Origin of the sequence: Marinobacter sediminum (assembly GCF_023657445.1) — a bacterium.
Classification (GTDB): Bacteria; Pseudomonadota; Gammaproteobacteria; order Pseudomonadales; family Oleiphilaceae; genus Marinobacter; species Marinobacter sediminum_A.
In genome coordinates this window covers 2,764,548-2,787,492 of sequence record NZ_JAGTWY010000001.1, presented here as the reverse complement: position 1 = coordinate 2,787,492, position 22,945 = coordinate 2,764,548, and the positions used below count along the sequence as shown (strand labels likewise).

The following is a 22,945-nucleotide window of genomic DNA, read 5'->3' as shown; positions in this document are numbered from 1 at the left end:
ACAACCGTCAAGGAGACATGTTATGGGTAAGAACTTCATTGGTTTGGACACGGAAAAGACAGAAAAGCTGGCTGATTCCCTGAATGACTTGCTGTCCAATTACCAGATCTTCTATATGAACGTTCGTGGTTACCATTGGAACATCAAGGGCGATAATTTTTTTGAATTACACGTCAAGTTCGAGGAATTGTACGACGACCTGTTGCTCAAGATTGACGAGGTTGCAGAGCGGGTCCTGACCCTTGGTCATCGTCCGGCCCATGCTTACAGTACGTACATTGACCGGTCAGAAATCCCTGAGCGGAAAGATGTGTCTGACGGTAAGGAAGCGATGGAAAACATCGTGGAAAGCTTTGCCAAGCTGATCGGCAAACAGCGCGACCTGCTGAGCCTGGCGGGTGATGCCGAGGACGAGGGTACGGTATCCCTGATGAGCGACTATATTTCCCAGCAAGAAAAAACCGTGTGGATGTACAGAAGCTACCTCGGTCATTAATTGAGGTTTGAGTTCAAAGGGCGGCCAGTTAGCCGCCCTTTTTTATTGTGTCACACCTGCATTCGGCACCTGGATTACACAGCCACCTCTAGAGGAGGAATCTCCTGGTGCAGGAACCACTTCTCGGTCACCACCTTCCTGGTAAACCAGTGTGAGCGCATCAAGGTGCTGGCCAGTGGCATCTTGACCCAGTCTGGCAGCTGCCAGCCCTGTTCTGTGTCGGCTGCCCGGTTGCCAAATCGCTCAGCAACGGCATCGCCGTATATTTGCAAGGCTGACGCGGAGTAGTCCGATACCTTCCGTATGACATCTGCCGCCATAAGTGCGGACTCAATGGCCGGGCGGATACCTTCACCGCTCTGGGTGTAGGCGAGCCCGGCAGAATCACCGATCAGAAGGACACCATCATCCACCAAAGGGCGTTCTGCATGAGCGTATAGCAGGTAAGCATGCCCCTTGAACCGGCCCGGCAGGTCGGAGGGGATTCGGCCAGAGGCCTTCATTTCGTCAACAAAGTCCTGCAAGTGCCCGGTCAGTTTATGATTGTCTTCCCGGCCGAGCCCGATGTTGAGATAGTTGCCCTTGCGAAATACCCAGGCATAGCCTTTCAGATCACGGCAAAACCACAGTTCGGGCGTATCACCGCGAGCCTGGCAGGCTTCCGCCTGTTCCGGTGTCATTTCAAACTCCACTTCCTTGGCAGCGACGATGGTTTCATGACTGCCGGGACCATCACCCAAAAGCCGGGCGACCGGGCAGAAATGCCCGCCGGCCCCGACGACAAGTGGCGCTTCCCAGGTATCATTGACTACCCAGTTGCCGTCTTTTCGGACAATGGACTTGACGGGGGTGGAGAGTTTTTTCGGGAACTGGACACGGTCAAGCAAGTAGGTGTCAAATTCGCAGCGTCGGATGCCATAGCTCACAACATCGCCATGGTCGTTTTCCACCGCGGACTGTCCCATCATTCCAATGCGGAAGCGGCGAATAGGCTGCAGCGTGCGGCCATTGCCGTAATCTTCGAGATCAATGCCTAACGTCTGCATCACCGCCGGTGTAACCCAGCCGGCGCAGGTTTTGTCCCGGGGAAAGTCCTGCTTGTCGATGATCAGAATACGCTTGCCGCTGTTGCTTAGTGCGTTTGCCAGAGTCGAGCCGGCCGGACCCGCGCCGACAATGATCAGGTCGTAGTAATCCATCAGATATCCTCTGGTGCTGCGGGAAATGCATAAAGATCCTGACGGCTCTGCGGCAGCTGGTTATTGTCCCCGTGAGTAAACACCACCTGGAACAGCTGCAACGAACCGGCCCTGAACGCCGCAATTGAGCCCGCCAGATACATGCGCCAGGCACGGGTGAAGTGATCGTCGTACATCTCCGAGACCTTGTCTTCATTCCGGTTGAAGCGTTCCATCCAGTGGGTCAGCGTCTGGGCATAGTGCAGCCGCAGGTTTTCGACATCCAGTACGGAGAAGTCGCCGTGCTCACAGATTTCCATGAACTCTCCGATGCTGGGCGGATAGGCCCCGGGGAAAATCCGTTTTTCAATCCAGGCATTCATCAGCATGGGGCGATTACGGCCGATGCTGTGCAAGAGGGCTATGCCGTCAGGTTTCAGGCTTCGCTTGATCAGCTCTGATAACGTCTGGAAGTTCTGCTTGCCTACGTGCTCAAGCATGCCAATGGAAACAAAGGCATCGTATTGGCCTTCTATATTGCGGTAGTCGTCCTCGACGTAATTTATAAGGTGTTCCAGCTTCTCCTTGCGGGCCTGCTCCCGGGCGAAGGTGAGCTGTTCCTTTGAGATATTGTACGAGTCGACATTTACTCCATAGTTTCGGGCCATGTACCTGGCGAGTCCTCCCCAGCCACAGCCCGCCTCGACCACTGTCATGCCCGGTCTTAACCTGAGCTTGCGACACACGTGCTCGAGCTTGGCAAGCTGGGCCTGTTCGAGCGTGAGTTCCGGCTGCTCGTAATAGGCGCAGGTGTATTGCATGGCGGCATGGTCCAGCCAAAGCTGGTAAAACTCATTGCCCAGATCGTAATGGTGGTGAATATTCTCCTTGGCCTCCAAAATTCCGGTAGAGCGTGGATTGGGATTGCGCCACAAGGCATCCAGCCACTTGGGCCATTTTTGACGCGCCCTGTGAACGCTCCGATACAGGGCTTCCATGAGGTCGGGCAGTTCGCCATCCACCTCAAGTCTTCCGGCGCTGTAAAGGTCGCCGAAGGCAAGGTTTGGGTTGGTGACCAGTGTATAGAGAGCCTTTGGATCCATCAGGTGTATGGTGAACCTCGCTTCCTGGTTCCCCAGATCAATTACTTCATCATTCCACAATTGAAACCGCACGGGTGGTGAGCCCGCCATTCTCATCAGCTTGGCAATCAGCCACCGTTCGTAACTATGCGGGGCTCTGTTTGCCTGGGTCTGTTCAAGCGGTAATGTCAGCACGTGAGGTTTTTGTTCACGTTCTGCCTGCTCGGATTTCTGGGCAGTACTCTGATTCATGGATCCTGCTCTCCCTGTTTTCCTTGACCCCAACGCCACCGTTTCTGATGACGCCTTTGCGTCAGTGCTTGTCCCGAATGCTGATCTGATCATTGCGGATTATTTGTTCAGTATAGGAAACGATTGGCTTTTGTCAGGTGGCCGGGTTATTGAGGATCACTATGGCCTTCATGGCGTGAACCGGAAGGAGAGGGGAGGGAGCGGAATAAAAGAAAACCGGGCTCGGGAGCCCGGTTTTCAGAGGTATCAGTACATGGAACTCATCCCGAACCACTCGGGGAAAATCACGATCAGTGCCAGTACCAGTATCTGGATAAGAATAAAGGGGATGATGCCCTTGTAGATATCCGTTGTTTTCACATTCGGTGGGGCCACCCCTTTCAGGTAGAAGAGCGCGAACCCAAAGGGTGGCGTCAAAAAGCTCGTCTGCAGGTTCATGGCGATCAGGATGGCAAACCAGAGCATGTTGATACCCATGGCTTCTGCCACCGGGGCCAGAATCGGTACGATGATGAAAGAAATTTCCACAAAGTCGATGAAGAAGCCCAGCACCAGAATGACCAGCATGGCCAGAATGATGAAGCCCCATTGCTCACCTGGTAGGGCATGCAGCCAATCCTCAAGGATATAGTCGCCACCAGTATAGCTGAACACCATGGAGAACGCGGTTGCACCGATCAGAATCGCGAACACCATGGCGGTCACCTTGACGGTGTCCTTGGAGCTGTCCCAGACCATCTTGAACGAGAACTGGCGATAGATGATTGCCAGAACCACTGCGCCAACGCCACCCAGTGCCGACGATTCGGTGGGTGTGGCGATACCGGTAAAGATTGACCCGAGAACAACAACGATCAGAGCCAGCGGAGGAATAATGGCGAACAGTGCGGATACGATCTCCTGCTTGCGGGACCGGTTTGGATCCACCGGCATAGGGGGGGCAGTCTCCGGTTTCAGGCGAGTCATGACCAGGATGTAGATAATGTACAGGCCGACCAGCACAACGCCGGGCCCGACGGCTGCTCTGAACAGGTCGCCGACCGGCAGGCCGAGTACATCACCCAGAATGATCAGGATGATGGACGGTGGCACGATCTGTCCCAGAGTCCCCGACGCACAGATGCTGCCCGTGGCCAGGCGCTTGTCATATTTGTGCGCCAGCATTACCGGCAGGGAAATCAGACCCATGGCAACAACACTGGCGCCTACCACCCCGGTGGACGCTGCCAGCAATGCACCCACCAGGATGGTTGAGATTGCCAAACCACCCGGTAGGCCACCAAACAGACGGCCCATGGATGTCAGCAGTTGTTCAGCCAGCTTTGTGCGCTGGAGAACGACGCCCATGAATATAAAGAGGGGAACCGCCATCAGAACGGTGTTCTGCATCACACTCATGATGCGATAGGGCATGAATGCGAACAGGTCCATGCCTTCAGCGAAGACACCAAAGAACAATGCGACGCCACCGAAGGTAAAGGCAACCGGGAAGCCCAGCATCAGCATGAAGAGCGCTGCCCCGAACATGATTAAACCGATCATGCCAGTCCCTCCCCGCTATGCTCCACTTCGTAGTCTTTCTCGCCGGACATTACCCGAATGGCGTAGGTCACCATGCCAAGGCCGCTGGTGGCAATGAAGAATGCTGTCACGGGAATAACCGCTTTAATGATCCAGCGATGGGGTAGACCGCCGGGATCACCGCTGCCTTCGCCCATGCTGTAGGAATCAAGAGCAAAGTCGTAACCATAGATGCCTATGAGGTAGGCGAACGGGATCACGAAAAGAACAGCACCTGCAAGATTAACCCAGGCTTTGGCCTTGCTGCTCCAGTTTGTGTAGAAGACATCCACACGCACGTGACCATCCGTGCGGAGCGCGTAGGGAATACCAAGCAGGAAGACCACCGAATAAAGGTGCCATTCCATCTCCTGCATACCGATTGAGACTTCGTTGAATGCGTAGCGGGCCAAAACGTCGTAAAAGACGTTGGCCGCCATAAGTATCATGGCGGCACAGGCAACCCAGCCACAGAGATTGGACAGTCGGGCGAGGCCGTCATCCAGTTTGATAATCCACCGCATTTACATTCCTCCGCCAAGCGGATTGGCGATTTTTCAGATGCTATAAATAACAAAACCGGGATCACTCAGAGAGCGATCCCGGCTCCGTAAGGGCCTATATCTTACTCGACTTCGGCCATCGTGTTGAGGTACGCGCGCTCGGAAATGTCTGTGTAAGCGCGTGAGTCCTTCAGGTAGTTCTCCTGGGACTCAACAATTTTCGCCGCGAGCTCGTCACCGGCAGCCGCTTCTTTCAGCAACTTCTTGTTAGCCTCGTACATGGTCTGGAAGACTTCGTCCGGGAACTGCTTGATCTGAACGTTCGGATACTCTTCCTTGATGCTTGCCCAGGCCTTGGCGTTCGCGTGCTGCGACTGGATCAGCATGTCATAGGCTGCAGTGCGCATGGAGATCCGCAGGATTTCCTGCAGGTCAGCCGGCAGCTTGTCCCAGACTTTCTGGTTGACCAGGAACTGCAGCTCGGTCGCAGGCTCGTGCCAGCCGGTGTAGTAGTAGTCAGCAATCTGCTGGAAACCCAGACGCAGGTCCAGAGCCGGGCCTACCCACTCGACAGCATCGATGGTGTTGCGCTCGAGTGCGGTGTAAAGCTCACCCGGCGCGATATTGGTCGGGCTTACGCCCACCTCGGCAAAGACCTCACCGGCGAAACCGGGAATCCGCATCTTCAGTCCCTGCAGATCCTCAACAGACTTGATTTCCTTGCGGAACCAGCCGCCCATCTGGATGCCGGTGTTGCCGCCCGGGAAGGACTTCAGTCCTAAGGGCTCGTAAACTTCCTGCATCAGCTCCATGCCGTCGCCATAGTAGAACCAGGCGTACTGCTCAAGAGCGGTCATGCCGAAGGGCATGCTGGTAAAGAACAGGGTGTTGGGTACTTTACCTTTCCAGTAGTAGGAAGCGGAATGGCCCATGTCATATTGTCCGGCTCGGACCATATCAAAGACGCCCAGCGGGGCCTTGTGCTTGTTAGAGGAATCAATCCGGATTTTCAGGCGGCCATCGGACATTTTCTCGGCCATGGCAGCCATGTTTTTCGTGGCGTCACCGAAAATCGGGAAGTTGGGGCCCCAGGTTTCAGCAAGGCGGAGCGTGAAGTTTTCTTGAGCGAGCGCCTGTGTGGCGGCAAACGTTGTCGCAACTGCCAGCACAGCCGCGGAAAGAACAGAACGGATTTTCATTGCTCTTCTATCCTCTTTCTTTTTTGTATTTAGAGCGCCTTCCTGCGGGGGAAGGGTTAACTCCTAACCGTAGACCAAGGTAGCAACTATTATTCATTAACGGAATGAAAAACGCTCTCATCTACGACTTAGGTCGCATGGGTTTAAAGGTCGTCCATCCGGCCAATCTGGCGTGCCAGGCGCATTGCTTCATGCTCCTCGAGAGCCTTGAGATCTTCCAGTAGGGTTTTCGCTTCGGGAATTTCGGCCTTGCCAATCAGCGCGTCATAGAGGTCCATGACCTGGTCGTGAAAATCGAAGATTTCCCGTTCAATGCCCTCGAAATCAAGTTCCGCATAATGGGTATCACAGGTGCGGTTTCTTTCAATCGGTTTGTGATTGGCGTAATCGTACAGCCGGGTTCGCATGGCTTTGGGGTCGGCCTGCCGTTCGAACTCGGCTACCGCTTTTTCCAGCATGTGTTCATGACTGCTGACATAATCCAGAAGGGCTGCGGCCCGCTCATTGCTGTTATTCGTCGCCGATTCATGGAGGCACTTGGCAAGATGAGCATGCAACTGGCGTGTCCAGTCGATGAGATCCTCAAAGGTTTTTATTTCCACGACAGGCTCCTGATATTTCGTTTAAATCCCCAAAGGGTTTATGCAGCAGTCTAGCCAATATTTTCCCCATTTGCGCATCCGTATCGACCGATGCAGGCCCGGTAACTGGCTCGCTGACAGTTCCGTGATGATGTTAGCTATAGTAGCCTGCCTCTGATGTAGGCAATGTGGACGCAGCAGACCCTGTGCTTTCGACAGGCATACGATGGTGCAAAAGGCCGAGACCGGGTTTCGGGACAACAAAGGGAGTTACAGTCATGAGTATCCCGCTGGGAATCATCGAGGGATTTTACGGGCCCATGTGGAATTGGCAGGAACGCAGGCAGCTCGTGCGCTCCCTGGCACCCCACGGTTACGGTTTTTATCTCTATGCACCCAAGGCGGATGCGTTTCTGCGCCGGCGCTGGCAGGAGCCTCATCCGCTGGCGGTGGCCTCGGAGCTGGCGGATTTCGCCCGTTTCTGCCGGGCTCAGGGTTTACGCTTCGGTATCGGACTGAGTCCGTTCGAGATTTTCAATCACTTTGATGATGACGCCCGGGAAGCGCTGGCAAACAAGCTGGCATTGCTTGACCGGATCGGTATCGACGAGCTCGCCATCCTGTTTGACGATATGCGCTCGGATACGCCGGACCTTGCCGAAACCCAGGTTGAGATTGTGCACTGGATCGGAGAGCGCACCGCTGCAAAACAGCTGAGTGTCTGCCCCAGTTACTATTCTGATGACCCGGTACTGGATCGGGTGTTCGGTGAACGGCCAGTGGATTATCTGGAAACGCTCGGGCGCAAGCTGGATCATTCCGTGAACGTGTTCTGGACCGGAGAGGAAGTCTGCTCCCGGGAGATTTCCCCGGGCCATCTCAAGCGAGTGGGTGATGTACTGGGGCGCAAGCCTGTGCTCTGGGACAATTACCCGGTCAACGACGGTGATAGGATGTCACAGCATCTGCACCTGCGAGCATTTACCGGAAGGCCGGCAGCGAATGCCGCACACCTTGCCGGCCATGGTATAAACCCGGCGCTGCAGCCCACTCTGACAGCGATCCCCGCGATTACCCTGGCCGAGTCCTACCGACTCGGCCCCCAGTACCAGTACGGTCAGGCGTTTCGCCACGTTGCCCGGGAGGTGTTGGGGCGGGATCTGGCAGCCCAGCTGCATGGCGATCTGCTGGTACTCCAGGATGCCGGGCTGGGTCGCATCAGTGATGAAAAGCGGCAAAGCCTCCAGCATACCTACGATGCTTTTGATCACCCTGCCGCCAATGAAATCCTGCGCTGGCTTGGGGGCGAGTACCAGGTTACCGATGAGATGGTTGAGACTCAGTAACCGGAATGGTGGTGCTATCCTTAACAATAGACGCAAGGTTAGCGTCTTATGGTGGAGGCCAAAAGGGGCGATTGATGACAGATGTAAAGGTGGAGTGCGTCCAGGGAGATATCGCTGCGCAGCCGGATATGGATGCTGTGGTCAATGCCGCTAATGCTCATCTTATGCCCGGCAGTGGTGTTGCCGGCGCCATTCATGACGCAGCTGGCCCCGGACTGGCCCAGGAGTGCCAGGCCTTGGCGCCCATAGATCCGGGGCAAGCAGTCATCAGTTCCGGGCATAATCTGCCGAACCGATATGTCATTCATTGCCTTGGTCCGGTCTACGGTGTTGATGAGCCCTCCGATAAGCTGTTGGCTGACTGCTATCGAAATGCCCTGATGCTTGCAGAGCAATACCAGTTGTCGTCCATAGCTTTTCCGGCTATATCCACCGGCGTCTTCGGCTACCCCGTGCGTGAAGCTGCGTCCGTGGCCATGGCGGCCATTTGTGAAAAACTGCCGGACCTCGGGTCAGTCCGGCACGTTCGGCTGGTGCTGTTCAGCGATGCGGATCGGGCAGTATTTCAGGAGGCTCTGGAAAGTGCGCCGCTGTCTGGCGGCAAGCTCTGAGCGAAAGAGGTGGCCGTCTCAGTCGCAGCTTTCGCCTTGAGGCCGACTGAAACGAGCCTTCATGGCTTCACGCGCCCGCTCCTGATCGCGAAATTCCGTTGGCAGTGGCTGAATGAAATACAGGTAGTCGCCTTTCTCCCGATTGTCTTCCAGCGGTGCTCCGCTGTCCCCGGCCCCCCAGAATACTGGTGTGATGACGGCTACCGATAGGTCGGGCGCCCGCTGTTTCAGCAGGGCTACCGTGCCCAGTCCGCTTTCGCTATGAAAGGTCCCCGTCAGATGCAAAACCTGGTAGCCCGGATACGTTCCACGCGCATCGAGAATTCGTGATGCCATGGTGTTATCGCGCAGAAGCTGGGCAAGGTATGTGTTGTTCATGCGTTCGCTCATGGTTGCGTCGCCGGTTCCATGGCTTCCAGCGATGGCTTCCACGAATCTCTCCCTGTAGCGCGGTGTGTCCATGAACGGCTCGGAGGGCAGCTGACTGCGAACACTGGCATCGAGTTTTTCGAGGTAGCCTGCTCCCTGTCGGCCCACGCACCGGACAATCTGCGCTGGCGCATTGGCAGCGATCACAGGGGTATCATGTGTCCTGGCGAATTCTACCAGAGGCCGGTAGGACGCCCGGTAGTTATCCCAGGCTCCGGCGTCCTCCACCATTTCGGTTTCTCCGGTTTTCCCGTCCAGGTAGCGGTCCAGTTCTGCCTGCCTGTCCAGGTTGAACTGCTCCATGGTCAGCACCTGATCCTGTCTGTGCAGGTACAGGGCGTTCTGGAGGCGGGACTGGAGCAGGTGGGCGCCGTGATGGCCGTGATACTCGCCGATCACGACGACATCGCTTGTTGCGAGCTGGTCAGCGAGCTCCCTGATGGAGAGCGACCTGCCGCCGGATACCTCAACGATGCGGGCATCGTATTGGGTTTCTGGTGGCGTAAGCGGTTCCGGTGTCGTGGTCATGGTCATGCATCCACCGAGGGTGAGCAGTGCTGTGAGCGCCGGGGCCAGGGATAATAGTCTCATAACGGAAGTATACGGAGCCGCCGGTGTTATGGTTGTTGTTTTCTCGGTTCCCGCCAGTCCGGCCCCAGTCTTTCCTCGACATATTCCCGGATAAACTGGCGGACTTTCTGGGACGGAGTAACGTCCTCATCTTTGCACAGGGCTTCAAAGACCGCCTTTTTTTCCGGATCAATCAGCAGTGTCAGGCGTGCAGTGCGGTTTTCCATGGCGTACTCGAGTCTCTTTTGGTATTTATATGTTAACCAGATTAACATTGAATGAATATATAATGACCATATAATGTAAGTGAACACGCTGCAACAGGCCAGACATCCATGCCCCATCGCGCCCACCTTTTTTCCCTCCGGTTCGCCCACGCCTTTCGCGAGGCCTGTGTTGATGAAGGCTATAGCAGCCGTCGATTTCTGCGTGATGTCATGGCCGGGGTCACGGTGGGCATCATTGCCATTCCGCTTGCCATGGCACTGGCGATCGCCAGCGGTGTCGCACCGGTTTATGGTCTGTACACCGCATTCATTGCGGGCTTTGTCATTGCCCTTACGGGCGGTAGCCGTTTCAGCATCTCCGGTCCAACGGCCGCCTTCGTTGTCATTCTGTACCCTATCGCCCAAAGCTACGGACTTGGCGGCCTTCTGCTTGCCACGCTGATGTCGGGCATCCTGTTGATGATTATGGCCCTGATGCGACTGGGGCGCTTTATTGAATACATTCCGGAATCGGTGACCCTGGGATTTACCGGTGGAATCGCAGTGGTGATCGCTACCCTGCAGATTAAGGATTTCTTCGGTCTGTCGCTGGAGACCATGCCGGAGCACTACTGGGACAAGATCGCTGTGCTTGTGCAGGGGCTGCCAACACTGGATTTCATGAGCACGCTGGTAGCCGCCGCAACACTGGTAATCATGCTGTTGTGGCCGCGTCTGAAAACGCCAGTGCCCGCGCACCTCCCGGCGGTCGTGGTGGGCAGTCTGCTGGCGCTATGGCTCAATGCCAACGGTGCTGCCATAGAAACCATCGGGTCACGGTTCAGTTATTTATTGCCGGATGGTTCTCAGGGAGCTGGCATTCCGCCCTTCCTGCCGGAATTTACCTGGCCGTGGCTGCAGGCCAATGCCAGTGGTGAACCGCTCGGGCTGTCCTGGAATATGGTCAGGGAGCTGCTGCCATCGGCGTTCGCCATTGCCATGCTCGGCGCCATTGAATCCTTGCTTTGTGCGGTGGTTCTGGATGGCATGACCGGCAAGCGTCACAGCGCCAACAGTGAGCTGATGGGGCAGGGGCTGGGCAATATCATTGTCCCGTTTTTCGGTGGCATCACCGCAACGGCGGCCATAGCCCGATCGGCTGCAAACTACCGGGCTGGTGCGGAATCGCCCGTGGCGGCCATGATTCATGCCGTCGTGGTCTTGTTGGCTCTGGTGTCGCTTGCAGGTGTGCTGTCGTATCTCCCTATGCCGGCGATGGCTGCGTTACTGCTGATGGTGGCCTGGAACATGAGTGAAGCTCCGAAATCAGTCCATCTGCTTAAAACCGCTCCGCGTAGCGACATTGTGGTGTTCCTCACCTGCTTCTCGCTGACGGTGGTGCTGGATATGGTCATTGCCATTACCACCGGTGTCCTGTTGGCGGCGGTGCTGTTCATGCGGGAAATGGCGCAGATGACCAAGGTCTCCGATATCACTCATAACCCGCGCATTGTCAGTGCGAATCTGCCCGAAGGCTGGCAGGTGTTCAAAATTAACGGGCCCCTGTTCTTTGCGGCCGCAGACCGTATATTTGGTGAGTTGGCGGTGTTGTCCAGAAATGCCCGTGGGTTCATTCTTTACATGGATGGCGTCACTATCCTGGATGCCGGCGGGCTTTCCGCGCTCAACAAACTGATATCCACCTGTCAGGAGGATGGCACGGAAGTGGTAATCGCCGACCTCCAGTTCCAGCCTCTGCGAACGCTTGCCCGTGCGGGAGTGAGGCCTATCGAAGGCGTGAGCCGGTTCTGTCCCTCGCTGGATGAGGCTCTCAGTCTTCCCAGGTGATGCGGAAGTCCGGAAAGATTCCTGAAATCAGCCTATTATCGGCTATGCTTGCGATATCTTTCGCAACGCGACCGAGGATGCCACATGCTGCCCTTTCGGATTATTGACCGGATAAAGTTCATTGTTGAGCGACAACTGGTCAAGGGTGCCGGTTTTCAGTTGCTGGTGGTTGCCGCCTTTATTGCCCTGATCTCATTGATTGGCGGGCTGCTTGTGGTACCACTGGGCGAATCTTTTGGGGATGTTGGCTCCGCGATCTGGTGGGCCTTTTTGCGGCTGACAGACCCGGGGTACCTCGGAGACGATGTTGGCACCTGGCAGCGTTTTGTGTCCACCATGCTCACGGTCAGTGGCTATGTGGTGTTCATGGGCACTCTGGTGGCTATTCTGACCCGCTGGTTGATTGCCAAAATGGCTGATTTGGAGCGGGGGCTGACGCCAGTCACTCTTAAAAACCATGTTGTCGTGCTGGGCTGGACGAGCCAGACCTTGCCTCTCTTATCGGAGTTGCTGAACTCATCTGGCAGAATGCGTCGTTTCCTCGAGAAACACGATACCCAGAAACTGAACCTGGTGGTGCTATCGCAGGACGCCTCTGCGGAGCAGGTGCACGAACTTCGCAGTGAGCCAGGTATCGGCCGTCGTGCGCGGCGGATTATCCTGCGTTCCGGATCGGCGATTCAGCCCGATGCCCTGCACCGGGTGGCATGTCTGGATGCTGCTGCCGTGATCGTGCCCAGTGCTGCCCATGAGGCCGGCAGTCTGGTGACCTCTGACGTGGAAACGGTCAAGGCGCTGTTGTCGATTGCCGCCCAGGCGCGCCAGTTTCAATCCCCCCTGCCTTATGTCGTGGCGGAGATTCAGGATGTCCGCAAGCATCCGGTGATTGAGCGGGCATATCCGGGGGCGGTGGAAGTGGTTGCCGGGGACGCGACGATCAGCCGTTTGATTGTGCAGAACATTCTTCATCCCGGGTTGTCTGAAATCTTTAATGAGCTGCTCACGGCAGGCGAGGGCAATGAAATTTATGTCCGGGGTGGTGAGTCGGTGGCCGGTCTGTCGCTGGGGGAGCTTGCATCGACCCGCCCTGGAGTCATTGTTCTGGGACTGCTGAGACGACGGGGCAATGACTGGGATGTCCGTCTTGTAGCGCCCTCAGATACCCGGATAGAAGCCGATGACCGGGTCATCATGATGGCCAGGGATTACTCGGAGACCGAACCCAACGCCAGGTTACCGGCGCTTCCAGAAATCAATCTGAAACAGGCGCGCCGGACTGCCCGGAATGAAACGCCCCGAAGCCAGAGGGTCCTGGTGCTTGGCTGGAATCGCCGAGTGCCCAGCCTGGTGGCCGAATTTGCCAGTTACCGTCACCTGGACTTCCAGGTGGACCTGGTTTCGGTGGTCCCGGCCCAGGAGCGGGAGCAAGCTATCGACCGTTATGTCGAGGAGTTCACCAAGGTTCGCTGTCATCACATAGAGGCGGATTACATGGTTGAGGGTGAGCTCAGACGCCTCACGCCCTCCGGCTATGACACCGTGATTCTGCTCAGTAGCGACCGTCTGGCCTCGGGGGAGGAGGCGGATGCCCGGGCCATGGTGGGTTATCTTCAGTTGGAGGACATCCTGGCCGAAACCTCGAAACGACCGCAGTTGATCATGGAGTTGAGCGATCCGGATAACCGGCATCTGCTTTATGGCCACCAGAGCGAAATGCTGATTAGCCCGATGATTCTCAGTCATGTCCTGGCTCAGGTGGCTTTGCGACGGGAACTGCGTGCGGTTCTGGATGAACTGTTTACCGTCGGTGGTGCGGAAATCCAGTTTCGATCTCCCGCCGACTACCCCTTGCCCGCCAGTGTCGACTTTCAGTTACTGGAAAAAATTCTGGCGGCTGATGGTGAAATAGCGCTTGGCGTGTATCGATCAGTTCCCGACGCCACTGGGTGTCACCTGATTCTCAATCCTCCCCGAAAGGCCTATCTCGATATTCAGTCCGGCGATCAATTGGTGGTGCTCTGCCTGACCTGTTAATGCCCCTGCCCAGGCCCTCCCTGCCGAATCAGAATTGGTGTTCCTGATCAGGATCGGCCATTCATGTAAAAAATGCTGAAAATAGATTATATAAATTTCAATTATAAAATTGAAAGCACTAAAGTAACCTTCAATGTCAGCGCCGAGCTCAAAAAGTGAGCGGGCAGTTGGCTTCGGATGTTGCAGTAAGCTTCTCCGCACCTACTTAGAAAACCAACGTAGAAAGGATTGAGATCATGCCCTACGCACAAGACGTTGACCAGATTGCTTCCCTGTTGAAGCAGCACCCGACCTGGAACGCTATCAACCCGAAGCACGCTGCTCGCATGCGCGCCCAGAACAAGTTCAAGACCGGTCTGGACATCGCCAAGTACACTGCCAAGATCATGCGCGAAGACATGGCGAACTACGACAATGACACCGCTCAGTACACCCAGTCCCTGGGCTGCTGGCATGGTTTCATTGGCCAGCAGAAGATGCTGTCCATCAAGAAGCACTTCGGTACCACCAAGCGTCGTTACCTGTACCTGTCTGGCTGGATGGTCGCTGCTCTGCGTTCCGAGTTCGGCCCGCTGCCTGACCAGTCCATGCACGAGAAGACTGCCGTATCCGGTCTGATTGAAGAGCTCTACACCTTCCTGCGTCAGGCCGATGCCTGGGAACTGAACCACCTGTTCCGCGCCCTGGAAGAAGCTGAGAACGCTGGCGACAACGCCAAGGCCGACGAGCTGATCAAGCAGATCGACAGCCACGAGACTCACGTTGTACCGATCATTGCCGACATCGACGCTGGTTTCGGTAACGCCGAAGCGACCTACCTGCTGGCCAAACAGATGATTGAAGCCGGTGCCTGCTGCATCCAGATCGAGAACCAGGTATCTGACGAGAAGCAGTGTGGTCACCAGGATGGCAAGGTAACTGTGCCGCACGCCGACTTCCTGTCCAAGATCAACGCGGTTCGTCTGGCGTTCCTCGAGCTGGGCGTAGACGACGGCGTGATCGTTGCCCGTACCGACTCTCTGGGCGCTGGCCTGACCCAGAAAATCGCCGTGACTGAAGAGCCGGGCGACCTGGGCGACCAGTACAACAGCTTCATCGACGGTGAAGTGATCGAGAAAGCTGAAGACATTAACAACGGCGACGTTGTGATCAAGCAGAAAGGTCAACTGGTTCGTCCTAAGCGTTTGGCTTCTGGCCTGTTCCAGTTCAAGCCTGGCACTGGCGAAGACCGTGTTGTCCTGGACTGCATCACCAGCCTGCAGAATGGCGCTGACCTGCTGTGGATCGAAACCGAGAAGCCGCACGTTGGCCAGATCGCGGCCATGGTTAACCGTATCAAGGCAGAAGTTCCGGACGCCAAGCTGGTTTACAACAACAGCCCGTCGTTCAACTGGACCCTGAACTTCCGTCAGCAGGTATTCGATGCGTGGAAGGAAGAAGGCAAGGACGTATCTGCTTACGAGCGTGCGGACCTGATGAATGCCAAGTACGACGAGACTGATCTCGGCAAGCTGGCTGACGAGTGGACTGCCAACTTCCAGCGTGACAGTTCACGTGAAGCCGGTATCTTCCACCACCTGATCACTCTGCCGACTTACCACACGGCGGCGTTGTCTACGGACAACCTGGCCAAGGGCTACTTCGGTGACGAAGGCATGCTGGCTTACGTTGCCGGTGTTCAGCGCAAGGAAATCCGTCAGGGTATCGCCACCGTCAAGCACCAGGATATGGCTGGTTCCAACATCGGTGACGACCACAAGGAATTCTTTGCTGGTGATGCGGCCCTGAAGGCCGGTGGTAAAGACAACACCATGAACCAGTTCGGTTAATCGAGCGGTCAGGTTGTCGCTTCCGGGCTTGCCCGGGAGTCACAAAAAAGCCCCGCCAATGGCGGGGCTTTTTTTATGGCTGGGATTTTTGACACGGCGTTTTATGGGCTACCTGCATGATTCGCCTCAAGAAAGCACCATGTTTAACAACTAGATGCAAATAGCACTGTTTCAACTTTGGAACAGTTAAGGTAATTCCGGCTAAGGCCTGAGTAGAGGGAGAGTAAAAAAAGACTTTTTAAATCAGTTATTTGGTAATTCTCTTTGAGAGATGGCACGGGAATCGCTCTGTTTTCAAAGTGGGTCCGGACCTTGATGTATCCGAAGGCTAGCGGGTTGGGCCAGGATCCCTGATAAGCCAACAACCTCAAAGGAATTGACGTTATGAATACTAAAAAGAGCATGCTAGCGATCGCTATCGCCGTGGGCCTGGGCATCTCAGGAGCGGCACTGGCGGAAGATGACCAGGGGGGAGATGGAAGCCCGAACACCAATGCGGATAACACCTCCAACGCTGCCACTAATTCCGGAAATGACAGTTCTACGAATACCGACAATTCAAACAACTCGGATAATTCTGATAGCAGTACAGATCTGACTGACGCGTTCAAGATTGCCGACAGTGGCAACGACATGTCCGATAACTCGGATAACTCGGATAACTCCGACAACTCCGACAATTCCGATAATTCGGATAACAGCACCAGTCTGAACGATGCGTTCAAGATTGCCGACAGCGGTAATACCGATAATTCGGATGCTTCAGACAACTCGGATAATTCGGACAATTCCACCAATGTTGCGGACAGTGCAAATGACAGTTCCGACAACTCCACCAATGTTGCGGACAGCGCAAATGACAGCTCCGACAACTCCACTAATGTTGCGGACAGCGCAAATGACAGCTCCGACAACTCCACCAATGTTGCGGACAGTGGGAATGATAATTCGGACAATTCCACCAACGTTGCGGACAGCGCAAATGACAGTTCCGACAACTCCACCAATGTTGCGGATAGTGGGAACGATAATTCCGATAACTCCACTAATGTCGCGGATAGCGGAAATGACAGTTCCGACAATTCCACCAATGTGGCGGACAGCGGTAACACCACTATCTCTGATAGCGGAAATGACAGCTCCGATAATTCAGTTGTTCTGGAACTCGATGCATTCATGAACAACGCTGACCTCAACGGATCGGTGTCTGGGATAACCACCACCTACGGTGATGCAAATGGCCGTCGCTCTTACACCGAAGTTCGTAATTCCAACGAAATTTCTGGTGGATCAGCGAACTTCACTGGTGTCGGTGCGTTTGCCCAGAACGCTGGCAATGCCAGTGTGACCCAGGCGAACGTCAGTGTGATGTCGAACCTGTCCACCGGTGGCGGTAGCGGCACCCAATAAGGAATCCAGGCCGCACCTTGCTGTAGCGGGTGCGGCCCGGTTATTCCGGGAGAACTGCCATGGGTCGTGTCATCAGATGGAAACTGAAGGCTGCCTTGCTGGCGTTAATGTTCGGAGCAACGGGATTTGTGTCGGCCGAGGAGTGGATGGATGCCACGCCGTTGTCGGCAGATCAGTTGGCGGACTCAAGCGGTCGCCAGGGAATCCCGATGCAGTGGCAGATTAACGATAACCAGCAAGATGCCAATGTGGCCGGTAACTTGCTGTCGGGTAATGTTGTCACTGGTGATAACAGTATTTCCGACAACGCGTTCGGCAACATGAGCGGCATTGCCACGGTCATCCAGAACACAGGTAACCAGGTGGTGATTCAGGACAGCACTCAGGTAAACATTCTTATCAATCGCTGACAGGAGGTGGGCCATGGTGAAGCGGAAGCTTGTGATCTGCATAGCGAGCGTTGCGATGCTTTGGTCCACTGCGTTTGCCGGTACCGTCATTGTGCCGGGGCTGGCCGGCGGGCTTGAGTTGGGGGTCCGCAGTTTCAAGGAACAGCGTTTCAGTTCGATCATGCAGCAGGAGTATGATTTCAGTTGCGGTTCAGCGGCGCTCGCATCTCTGCTTTCCTACCATTACGATCACCAATTCACGGAGCAGGAAGTCTTTTCCAGAATGTTCTCACTGGCAGACCCGGAAAAGGTGCGCCAGGAAGGTTTCTCCATGCTGGATATGAAACGGTTTCTGGACTCCGTGGGCTATCGGGCTGACGGTTTTCGAATGCCGTTATCGGGCCTGCGAGATAAGGTTCGTCTCCCCGTCATTGTGCTGTTGAATATGAATGGATTCCGACACTTTGTTGTCATCAAGGGAATCAGTGAGGACGAGGTGTTTGTCGGAGACCCCGCTCGCGGCCTCAAGGCATACTCCAGAGCGGAATTCGAAGACTACTGGAATGGTGCTGCTTTTGTGATTCGCAGTCATCTGAAGCAGGGGCGGAGCACGTTTCTGTTAGACGGCGACTGGCCGCAGATTGCCCGGGCACCATTGTCCCAGGGTCAGGGGGGAGTGCCACTGGGTCATACTCTGCCCTATTGGCCATCCACAAGGGAGTGGTAATGCCATGGTTAGCCTGCAGCGATCAGCAATGGTGGGACTTGCTTTAACGCTTGGTGTTATCGCGACGCCTGCCTCAGCCGACGGAATAGATCTTGCCCAGACTCTGACGAACGACGAGCTGGCGTCACAGAGGGGTGGTTTCAGCCTGGACAACCTGGAAATTTCGATCGGACTGGAACACGTGGTTTCCGTAAACGGGGAAATACTGGCGGTCAATCGTCTGACTATTCCCAACCTGAACCAGATGGTGAACGGGCAGGCTATTCCGTATCAGATGCAGACAGTGCTGGGTATCATCAACTCCGGGCAGAGTGGGCAGGCGCTTATTTCAGCCGCCTCTGATGCTGGGGGGTGGAGGACGCTGATCCAAAATGACCTGAACGGGGCTGTCATTCAGAATGCGCGCCAGTTGAATATTGAGCTGAACAATCTTGGCGCCGGTTACCGCATTCCCGACAGTCTGCGAGAGCCCATCCTCCAGTTTCTGGGTCGTTAATCATCTGCCTGCCCACGCCCGTACTCTCTTAGAGGCTGATAGGCAGTTTCAGAGTGATCTCAGTATCCGGGGCATTTTCGGTTACCCCGACATTGACGGTAAGGCTCAGCGTTGTGCTGGATGACAGTCGCTGAGAGAGCCCGAACGAGAGCGTGCCGATCTGAATGCTGTCAAAGGTTGCGGCGAATAGGTCAATATCCCGTTCGTAGGTTGTCTTTCGAATGACTGAGTGATCATAGCCAAGACTGAATGATGTACGTTCATTAAAGGCGAATCCCATTCCAAAGCCGAATCGAATCACATCACCCGGATTAACGGTATTGCCGTTCTCATAGCCCTTTTCGTCTTTCAGAGTGTAAACATAGCTCAGGTTGCCGTAGAGAACCGCAGGATCCGACGGATAGATAAATGAGACTCCCGGCTCAAAGGACCAGAATCCGGAGCCTGTCGGCCGTTCCTCAAGTTCAATTCCGATGGGGTTGCCCTGGCTGTCATTGATGACCTGTTGATCAACGTCGTATGGGCTATCCCCGGTGGGTGCCTTTACGCGAAACGCACCGATGACGTAGGGCCACCCTGCAAGGCCATCGTTAAGTTGGTAGCGTACGGACAACTCAACGTCTCCAAGGCCTTCGCCCGAAGACTCCCGAAGTGTGTCTACCGGTGTCCCTTCAAACGCCTGTCGTTCCCGGAGATCTTCCTGGATGCTCAGGTATGGCACCCGCACAGCTGCCTCAAACCGGCTGGTAAAACCATATTTGAGTGACAGGGCCCCAACGTAAATATCACGCTGGATTTCCGAGATATTGATCAGCCCTATCAGCAAAGCGGGAATGACGGTATAGCCTTCCACCGCGACCTGCGTGGCACTGCTGTGGGCGTGAGAAAACGAGGGCTCAATGGTGAAGCGCCCGGAACGGGTAACAATCCCCCGGTCAGAGGTAATGGAGGCAATGTCGGTTGCCTGGTCTTTTTGCGCTTCGGCCCGGGCCGAAGCGTCGTCGAAATCATCGTATTCCGGCTTGGTGATGCCTGTCGTGGGGAGCAGACATGCGCTGATTAGAACTGCCAACAGGGTATATGTTTTCATGGCTGACCTCCTTTGCGATAAGACCCGTGCCGGGAATGGCTGGCCTGCGGAGCTGTGTTGTATTTGTCCAGAAGTCGGTAAAAAGACACCCGGGAAATTTTCAGTATTCTGGCGGCTTTCGAAACGTTGTGATGTGCCAGCTTGAGGCTGCATGACAGTGCCTGCCGGTCGGCTCGCGCCCGGAATTCCTCAAGACTGAGAGTGGAAGGTGAATTGGCCTCTGGGCTGTCTTCAGCAAGACTCAGGTCCGAGGCCTCAATGACTGGCTGGTCACTGAGCAACAGGGCCTGTCGCAGGCGATTCTGTAGCTCCCTGAAGTTACCCGGCCATGAGTGATTAACCAGGCTTCGAACGGCCTCTGTGCTCAGTCGTTTCCGTTCTGGCCCCGATTGCGATGCTTCAAGCAGTGAATAGGCGAGTGCCGGTATGTCCTCGACGCGGCTTTTGAGGGCAGGGAGTTTCACCTCCAGACCGCCGAGCCGGTAGTAGACATCCCCCCGAAACTGCCCGGACGCTATCAGATCCTGTAGCGGCTGGCTGGTGGTTGTGATGATACGGCAGTCAACGGGTATCGGGTCGCTGCCGCCGATCCGCTCGATCTGCGCTTCCTGAAGAAAACGCAGGATGGCGGATTGTTGCTCGAGGTTCAGCTCGTCAATGCCAGACAGCACCAGTGAGCCGCCGTTGGCCTGTTCCAGTCTGCCTGGGTGCGCATTCAGGGCGTGGGTGAAGGCGCCCTTTTCATAGCCGAACAGCTCGGTCTGAGTGAGGGTGTCGGGCAGAGCGGCACAATTGATGGTGATCAGTGGACCGGCAGCGCGGGCGGAATGCATGTGGATAAAACGGGCGGCAGCCTCTTTCCCGGTGCCACTTTCTCCGGTGATGAGCACCGGCTCCCTGGTTGCTGCAAAACGACGGAGCAGGCTGCGGACATCGCAGATGGCCTGGGAGTCTCCTTCGAGTACCAGAGATTGGTAGTCATCTCGCGAACGGCCGTGAGCGGGTTCCCGGATGGTTGCCATGCCCCACAAATGGCCAAGCACTGTATTTATTCGCTCATAGTCTACCGGCAGGGTATGGAAGTCGGAGCAGTAGCGGGCAATCAGGTGTGCGATGCGTGTTCCGGTCACTGGTCGATGGGGAACGACGCCGATCCAGTAAGTCAGGTTGAGTGATCCCAGCCATTGTTCCAGCCGGTGCAACCCCCCGTCCGGAAGGCAGCTGAGGTCCATGACGCCGACCTTTGCCTCGACTGGCACTGACATAAAGATGGGTACCGGGTCCTCGAGACTGAGCCTCGTCAAAATCCAGCCTGTCTCCAGTGCCTTCTGCAAAGAGGTGTTGCTGTTTGCCGCTGACAACCAAACAAGCGGTCTCTTTTCCATCATGGCAAACCCCCATTAGGTCGATGCCTCGGAAATCGGACTGCTAGTCGTTCAGGAATGCGTTGATTAACCGGTACGGCGGAGTCTCCGGCCACTGCCCTGTGACCTGCCATGCCTGCTGTCTGGACAGCCATGGCTGTATTACCTGCGCATTCAGGATATATGCCAGAAGTTATATCGACGCGGTTTTCAGGCGGTTGCGAAATCCAGACGCTACGCTGTGCGTACAACTGTAAAACAGGCCGACATTGGCCGGACGCTGATTGGTGTCTGCGTTATCTGTCCCTGCAACAGGTTCTGTTATGCTGGAAAATAAACATTGGGTACGACGGGCTGCTTTATGGATGAGAAGACGGTGATGACTGGCGCACAGCCAGCACGGGATGAGTTACTGGCGGAACTTGAACACACCCGCCAACGCACTCGCCGGTTAATCACTTCCCTGTCAGAAGGGCAGCTGGATGTTCCTTATCATCCCGGCGTCAATCCGCCACTTTGGGAGATGGGCCACGCGGCATTCTTCTATGAAGTGTTTGTGTTCAATCTCCTGGACGGAACGCCAAGTTTTGATCCGGCCATGGACGACCTCTGGGACTCTTTCCACGTTGAACACAAAGACCGCTGGAACCGTGAGCTTTTTCCCGCCCGTGAGGAGACACTGGATTATTTCGACACCATCTACGATCGCGTGGCAGAGCGTATTTGCGCCCAGCCTCTGACCGATCAGGCACTTTATCTCTATCGCTATGCGATCTTTCACCAGAACATGCATATAGAGTCGTTAATCTGGTGCCGGCAAACTGTGGGTTACGCTGCTCCTTCGGCATTGATAAAAGAGCGTCCTGCACCCGGCACATCGGTTGTCGGGGACGCGGTCATCCCGGCTGGTCGCTGGCTGGTTGGCATGCCGGGCGAGTCTGAGTTCTTTGCAACCTCGGATTTTGCGTTTGACAACGAAAAGCCGGGATTTGAAATTGACCTGGAGTCTTTCGCCATCTCCCGTCAACAGGTGACGAACAGGGAGTTTTTGGCGTTTGTGGACGAAGGCGGCTATCGCAAACCTGAACTCTGGTCTTTTGGCGGGCGCAAGTGGCTTGAGACAGAGGCTGATATGGCCCTCGTTCATGGCCGTCCGGAGCCACTGCTGAGAACGCCGGCACACCCGGTTTACTGGCGCTGGCATGAAGGTCAATGGCAGGAACGCTTGTTTGATCAGTGGCAACCGCTGAATCCCGATGCGCCGGTCACCCATATCAGCTACTGGGAAGCCGAGGCCTATTGCCGCTGGGCTGGGCGCAGGTTACCGACTGAATTCGAATGGGAAGTGGCGGCCCTGGGCAACCGCCCGGGTGAGCCTTTCCGCCGGTACCCCTGGGGTAACCAGAGCCCTGATGCGTCCCTGGCAGATATGGACGGCCTGCATATGGCGCAAAACCCGGTTTACGATTACCCGGAAGCGGAGAGTCCCTTCGGTTGCCGGCAAATGATCGGCGCAGTGTGGGAATGGACCAGTAGCCAGTTTTTCCCCTATGACGGGTTCAGGATCGACATGTATCCGTTCATGTCGACCCTTCAGTTCGGGGATCATAAGGTAACCCGCGGTGGCAGCTGCGCCACATCCTCATGCCTGATACGCGGGACCTACCGCCAGGCTTACCTGCCCATGCGCAATGATGTTTTCACGGGTTTCCGGACTTGCGCCCTCTAGACCTGGAGGGCTCCGT

21 protein-coding genes are annotated in these 22,945 nt (G+C 55.7%); 11 read left to right on the top strand and 10 right to left on the bottom strand.

From position 1 onward, the window contains the following. The first annotated feature begins 22 nt into the window (after positions 1-22). Positions 23-496: a Dps family protein gene (locus KFJ24_RS13215; RefSeq protein ID WP_250831559.1), complete on the top strand. Its 474-nt coding sequence runs from the start codon at positions 23-25 to the stop codon at positions 494-496. Positions 497-570: 74 nt separating this feature from the next. On the opposite strand, the gene KFJ24_RS13210 is transcribed toward KFJ24_RS13215, so the two are convergent. The 6 genes from KFJ24_RS13210 to KFJ24_RS13185 form a co-directional block, all read right to left on the bottom strand. After that, complete coding sequence (locus KFJ24_RS13210; RefSeq protein WP_250831558.1) at positions 571-1,695, bottom strand: NAD(P)/FAD-dependent oxidoreductase; 1,125 nt, start codon at positions 1,693-1,695, stop codon at positions 571-573. After that, positions 1,695-3,008, bottom strand: a complete 1,314-nt coding sequence (locus KFJ24_RS13205) for an SAM-dependent methyltransferase (protein ID WP_250831557.1) — start codon at positions 3,006-3,008, stop codon at positions 1,695-1,697. The genes KFJ24_RS13210 and KFJ24_RS13205 overlap by 1 nt, the downstream gene beginning before the upstream one ends. A 246-nt stretch (positions 3,009-3,254) precedes the next feature. Beyond that, on the bottom strand, positions 3,255-4,550 hold the full coding sequence (locus KFJ24_RS13200) for a TRAP transporter large permease (RefSeq protein WP_250831556.1): 1,296 nt from the start codon (positions 4,548-4,550) through the stop codon (positions 3,255-3,257). Next, positions 4,547-5,092: a TRAP transporter small permease subunit gene (locus KFJ24_RS13195; protein ID WP_250831555.1), complete on the bottom strand. Its 546-nt coding sequence runs from the start codon at positions 5,090-5,092 to the stop codon at positions 4,547-4,549. The genes KFJ24_RS13200 and KFJ24_RS13195 overlap by 4 nt, the downstream gene beginning before the upstream one ends. A 101-nt stretch (positions 5,093-5,193) precedes the next feature. Next, positions 5,194-6,270: a TRAP transporter substrate-binding protein gene (locus KFJ24_RS13190; protein ID WP_250831554.1), complete on the bottom strand. Its 1,077-nt coding sequence runs from the start codon at positions 6,268-6,270 to the stop codon at positions 5,194-5,196. Between the two features lie 143 nt (positions 6,271-6,413). Then, a complete protein-coding gene (locus KFJ24_RS13185; protein ID WP_250831553.1) occupies positions 6,414-6,872 on the bottom strand; it encodes an ATPase in 459 nt (152 codons plus the stop codon). Between the two features lie 257 nt (positions 6,873-7,129). Between KFJ24_RS13185 and KFJ24_RS13180 the strand changes: the two genes are divergently transcribed. Together KFJ24_RS13180 and KFJ24_RS13175 are read left to right on the top strand one after the other, a co-directional pair. Then, positions 7,130-8,197, top strand: a complete 1,068-nt coding sequence (locus KFJ24_RS13180; RefSeq protein ID WP_250831552.1) for a beta-N-acetylglucosaminidase domain-containing protein — start codon at positions 7,130-7,132, stop codon at positions 8,195-8,197. Between the two features lie 74 nt (positions 8,198-8,271). Next, positions 8,272-8,808 carry a macro domain-containing protein gene (locus KFJ24_RS13175; protein WP_250831551.1) on the top strand — a complete coding sequence of 179 codons (537 nt, stop codon included), beginning with the start codon at positions 8,272-8,274 and terminating at the stop codon, positions 8,806-8,808. 18 nt (positions 8,809-8,826) lie between these two features. On the opposite strand, the gene KFJ24_RS13170 is transcribed toward KFJ24_RS13175, so the two are convergent. Together KFJ24_RS13170 and KFJ24_RS13165 are read right to left on the bottom strand one after the other, a co-directional pair. After that, positions 8,827-9,828 carry a ChaN family lipoprotein gene (locus KFJ24_RS13170; RefSeq protein ID WP_350455576.1) on the bottom strand — a complete coding sequence of 334 codons (1,002 nt, stop codon included), beginning with the start codon at positions 9,826-9,828 and terminating at the stop codon, positions 8,827-8,829. A 26-nt stretch (positions 9,829-9,854) separates the two neighbouring features. After that, entirely contained in the window at positions 9,855-10,034 is a 180-nt protein-coding gene (locus KFJ24_RS13165; RefSeq protein WP_250831550.1) for a CopG family transcriptional regulator, read from the bottom strand. A gap of 108 nt (positions 10,035-10,142) precedes the next feature. On the opposite strand from KFJ24_RS13165, the gene dauA reads away from it, so the two are divergent. The 7 genes from dauA to KFJ24_RS13130 all read left to right on the top strand — a co-directional run bounded on the left by dauA (position 10,143) and on the right by KFJ24_RS13130 (position 18,746). Next, positions 10,143-11,861, top strand: a complete 1,719-nt coding sequence (dauA, locus tag KFJ24_RS13160) for a C4-dicarboxylic acid transporter DauA (RefSeq protein ID WP_250831549.1) — start codon at positions 10,143-10,145, stop codon at positions 11,859-11,861. An 84-nt stretch (positions 11,862-11,945) separates the two neighbouring features. Beyond that, positions 11,946-13,895, top strand: coding sequence for a CASTOR/POLLUX-related putative ion channel (locus KFJ24_RS13155; RefSeq protein ID WP_250831548.1), 1,950 nt, complete (start codon positions 11,946-11,948; stop codon positions 13,893-13,895). A gap of 236 nt (positions 13,896-14,131) precedes the next feature. After that, positions 14,132-15,724 carry an isocitrate lyase gene (locus tag KFJ24_RS13150; protein WP_250831547.1) on the top strand — a complete coding sequence of 531 codons (1,593 nt, stop codon included), beginning with the start codon at positions 14,132-14,134 and terminating at the stop codon, positions 15,722-15,724. A 384-nt stretch (positions 15,725-16,108) separates the two neighbouring features. Continuing rightward, on the top strand, positions 16,109-17,134 hold the full coding sequence (locus tag KFJ24_RS13145; RefSeq protein ID WP_250831546.1) for a hypothetical protein: 1,026 nt from the start codon (positions 16,109-16,111) through the stop codon (positions 17,132-17,134). A 59-nt stretch (positions 17,135-17,193) separates the two neighbouring features. After that, entirely contained in the window at positions 17,194-17,544 is a 351-nt protein-coding gene (locus tag KFJ24_RS13140) for a hypothetical protein (RefSeq protein WP_250831545.1), read from the top strand. Between the two features lie 13 nt (positions 17,545-17,557). Beyond that, positions 17,558-18,250 (top strand): C39 family peptidase, encoded by a 693-nt coding sequence (locus KFJ24_RS13135; RefSeq protein ID WP_250831544.1) that lies wholly within the window; start codon positions 17,558-17,560, stop codon positions 18,248-18,250. 4 nt (positions 18,251-18,254) lie between these two features. Continuing rightward, entirely contained in the window at positions 18,255-18,746 is a 492-nt protein-coding gene (locus tag KFJ24_RS13130; RefSeq protein ID WP_250831543.1) for a hypothetical protein, read from the top strand. A gap of 28 nt (positions 18,747-18,774) precedes the next feature. On the opposite strand, the gene KFJ24_RS13125 is transcribed toward KFJ24_RS13130, so the two are convergent. Both KFJ24_RS13125 and KFJ24_RS13120 read right to left on the bottom strand, forming a co-directional pair. Then, the gene (locus KFJ24_RS13125; protein ID WP_250831542.1) at positions 18,775-19,836 is read right to left on the bottom strand and encodes a transporter; all 1,062 of its coding nucleotides are present in this window, start codon (positions 19,834-19,836) and stop codon (positions 18,775-18,777) included. Beyond that, a complete protein-coding gene (locus KFJ24_RS13120) occupies positions 19,833-21,224 on the bottom strand; it encodes a sigma-54 dependent transcriptional regulator (RefSeq protein ID WP_250831541.1) in 1,392 nt (463 codons plus the stop codon). The genes KFJ24_RS13125 and KFJ24_RS13120 overlap by 4 nt, the downstream gene beginning before the upstream one ends. A 337-nt stretch (positions 21,225-21,561) precedes the next feature. Here KFJ24_RS13120 and senA point away from each other — a divergent pair, with 337 nt between their 5' ends. After that, the gene (gene senA / locus KFJ24_RS13115) at positions 21,562-22,929 is read left to right on the top strand and encodes a selenoneine synthase SenA (RefSeq protein WP_250831540.1); all 1,368 of its coding nucleotides are present in this window, start codon (positions 21,562-21,564) and stop codon (positions 22,927-22,929) included. Positions 22,930-22,945 lie beyond the last annotated feature (16 nt).

Bases quoted from the DNA above. Each gene is read 5' to 3' on its own strand.
- KFJ24_RS13155 (WP_250831548.1), top strand. From the start codon at position 11,946: ATGCTGCCCTTTCGGATTATTGACCGGATAAAGTTCATTGTTGAGCGA.
- KFJ24_RS13120 (WP_250831541.1), bottom strand. From the start codon at position 21,224: ATGATGGAAAAGAGACCGCTTGTTTGGTTGTCAGCGGCAAACAGCAAC.
- senA (WP_250831540.1), top strand. From the start codon at position 21,562: ATGGATGAGAAGACGGTGATGACTGGCGCACAGCCAGCACGGGATGAG.
- KFJ24_RS13190 (WP_250831554.1), bottom strand. From the start codon at position 6,270: ATGAAAATCCGTTCTGTTCTTTCCGCGGCTGTGCTGGCAGTTGCGACA.
- KFJ24_RS13170 (WP_350455576.1), bottom strand. From the start codon at position 9,828: ATGAGACTATTATCCCTGGCCCCGGCGCTCACAGCACTGCTCACCCTC.
- KFJ24_RS13130 (WP_250831543.1), top strand. From the start codon at position 18,255: ATGGTTAGCCTGCAGCGATCAGCAATGGTGGGACTTGCTTTAACGCTT.
- KFJ24_RS13195 (WP_250831555.1), bottom strand. From the start codon at position 5,092: ATGCGGTGGATTATCAAACTGGATGACGGCCTCGCCCGACTGTCCAAT.
- KFJ24_RS13210 (WP_250831558.1), bottom strand. From the start codon at position 1,695: ATGGATTACTACGACCTGATCATTGTCGGCGCGGGTCCGGCCGGCTCG.
- KFJ24_RS13145 (WP_250831546.1), top strand. From the start codon at position 16,109: ATGAATACTAAAAAGAGCATGCTAGCGATCGCTATCGCCGTGGGCCTG.
- KFJ24_RS13140 (WP_250831545.1), top strand. From the start codon at position 17,194: ATGGGTCGTGTCATCAGATGGAAACTGAAGGCTGCCTTGCTGGCGTTA.
- dauA (WP_250831549.1), top strand. From the start codon at position 10,143: ATGCCCCATCGCGCCCACCTTTTTTCCCTCCGGTTCGCCCACGCCTTT.
- KFJ24_RS13125 (WP_250831542.1), bottom strand. From the start codon at position 19,836: ATGAAAACATATACCCTGTTGGCAGTTCTAATCAGCGCATGTCTGCTC.
- KFJ24_RS13215 (WP_250831559.1), top strand. From the start codon at position 23: ATGGGTAAGAACTTCATTGGTTTGGACACGGAAAAGACAGAAAAGCTG.
- KFJ24_RS13205 (WP_250831557.1), bottom strand. From the start codon at position 3,008: ATGAATCAGAGTACTGCCCAGAAATCCGAGCAGGCAGAACGTGAACAA.
- KFJ24_RS13150 (WP_250831547.1), top strand. From the start codon at position 14,132: ATGCCCTACGCACAAGACGTTGACCAGATTGCTTCCCTGTTGAAGCAG.
- KFJ24_RS13200 (WP_250831556.1), bottom strand. From the start codon at position 4,550: ATGATCGGTTTAATCATGTTCGGGGCAGCGCTCTTCATGCTGATGCTG.
- KFJ24_RS13135 (WP_250831544.1), top strand. From the start codon at position 17,558: ATGGTGAAGCGGAAGCTTGTGATCTGCATAGCGAGCGTTGCGATGCTT.
- KFJ24_RS13165 (WP_250831550.1), bottom strand. From the start codon at position 10,034: ATGGAAAACCGCACTGCACGCCTGACACTGCTGATTGATCCGGAAAAA.
- KFJ24_RS13180 (WP_250831552.1), top strand. From the start codon at position 7,130: ATGAGTATCCCGCTGGGAATCATCGAGGGATTTTACGGGCCCATGTGG.
- KFJ24_RS13175 (WP_250831551.1), top strand. From the start codon at position 8,272: ATGACAGATGTAAAGGTGGAGTGCGTCCAGGGAGATATCGCTGCGCAG.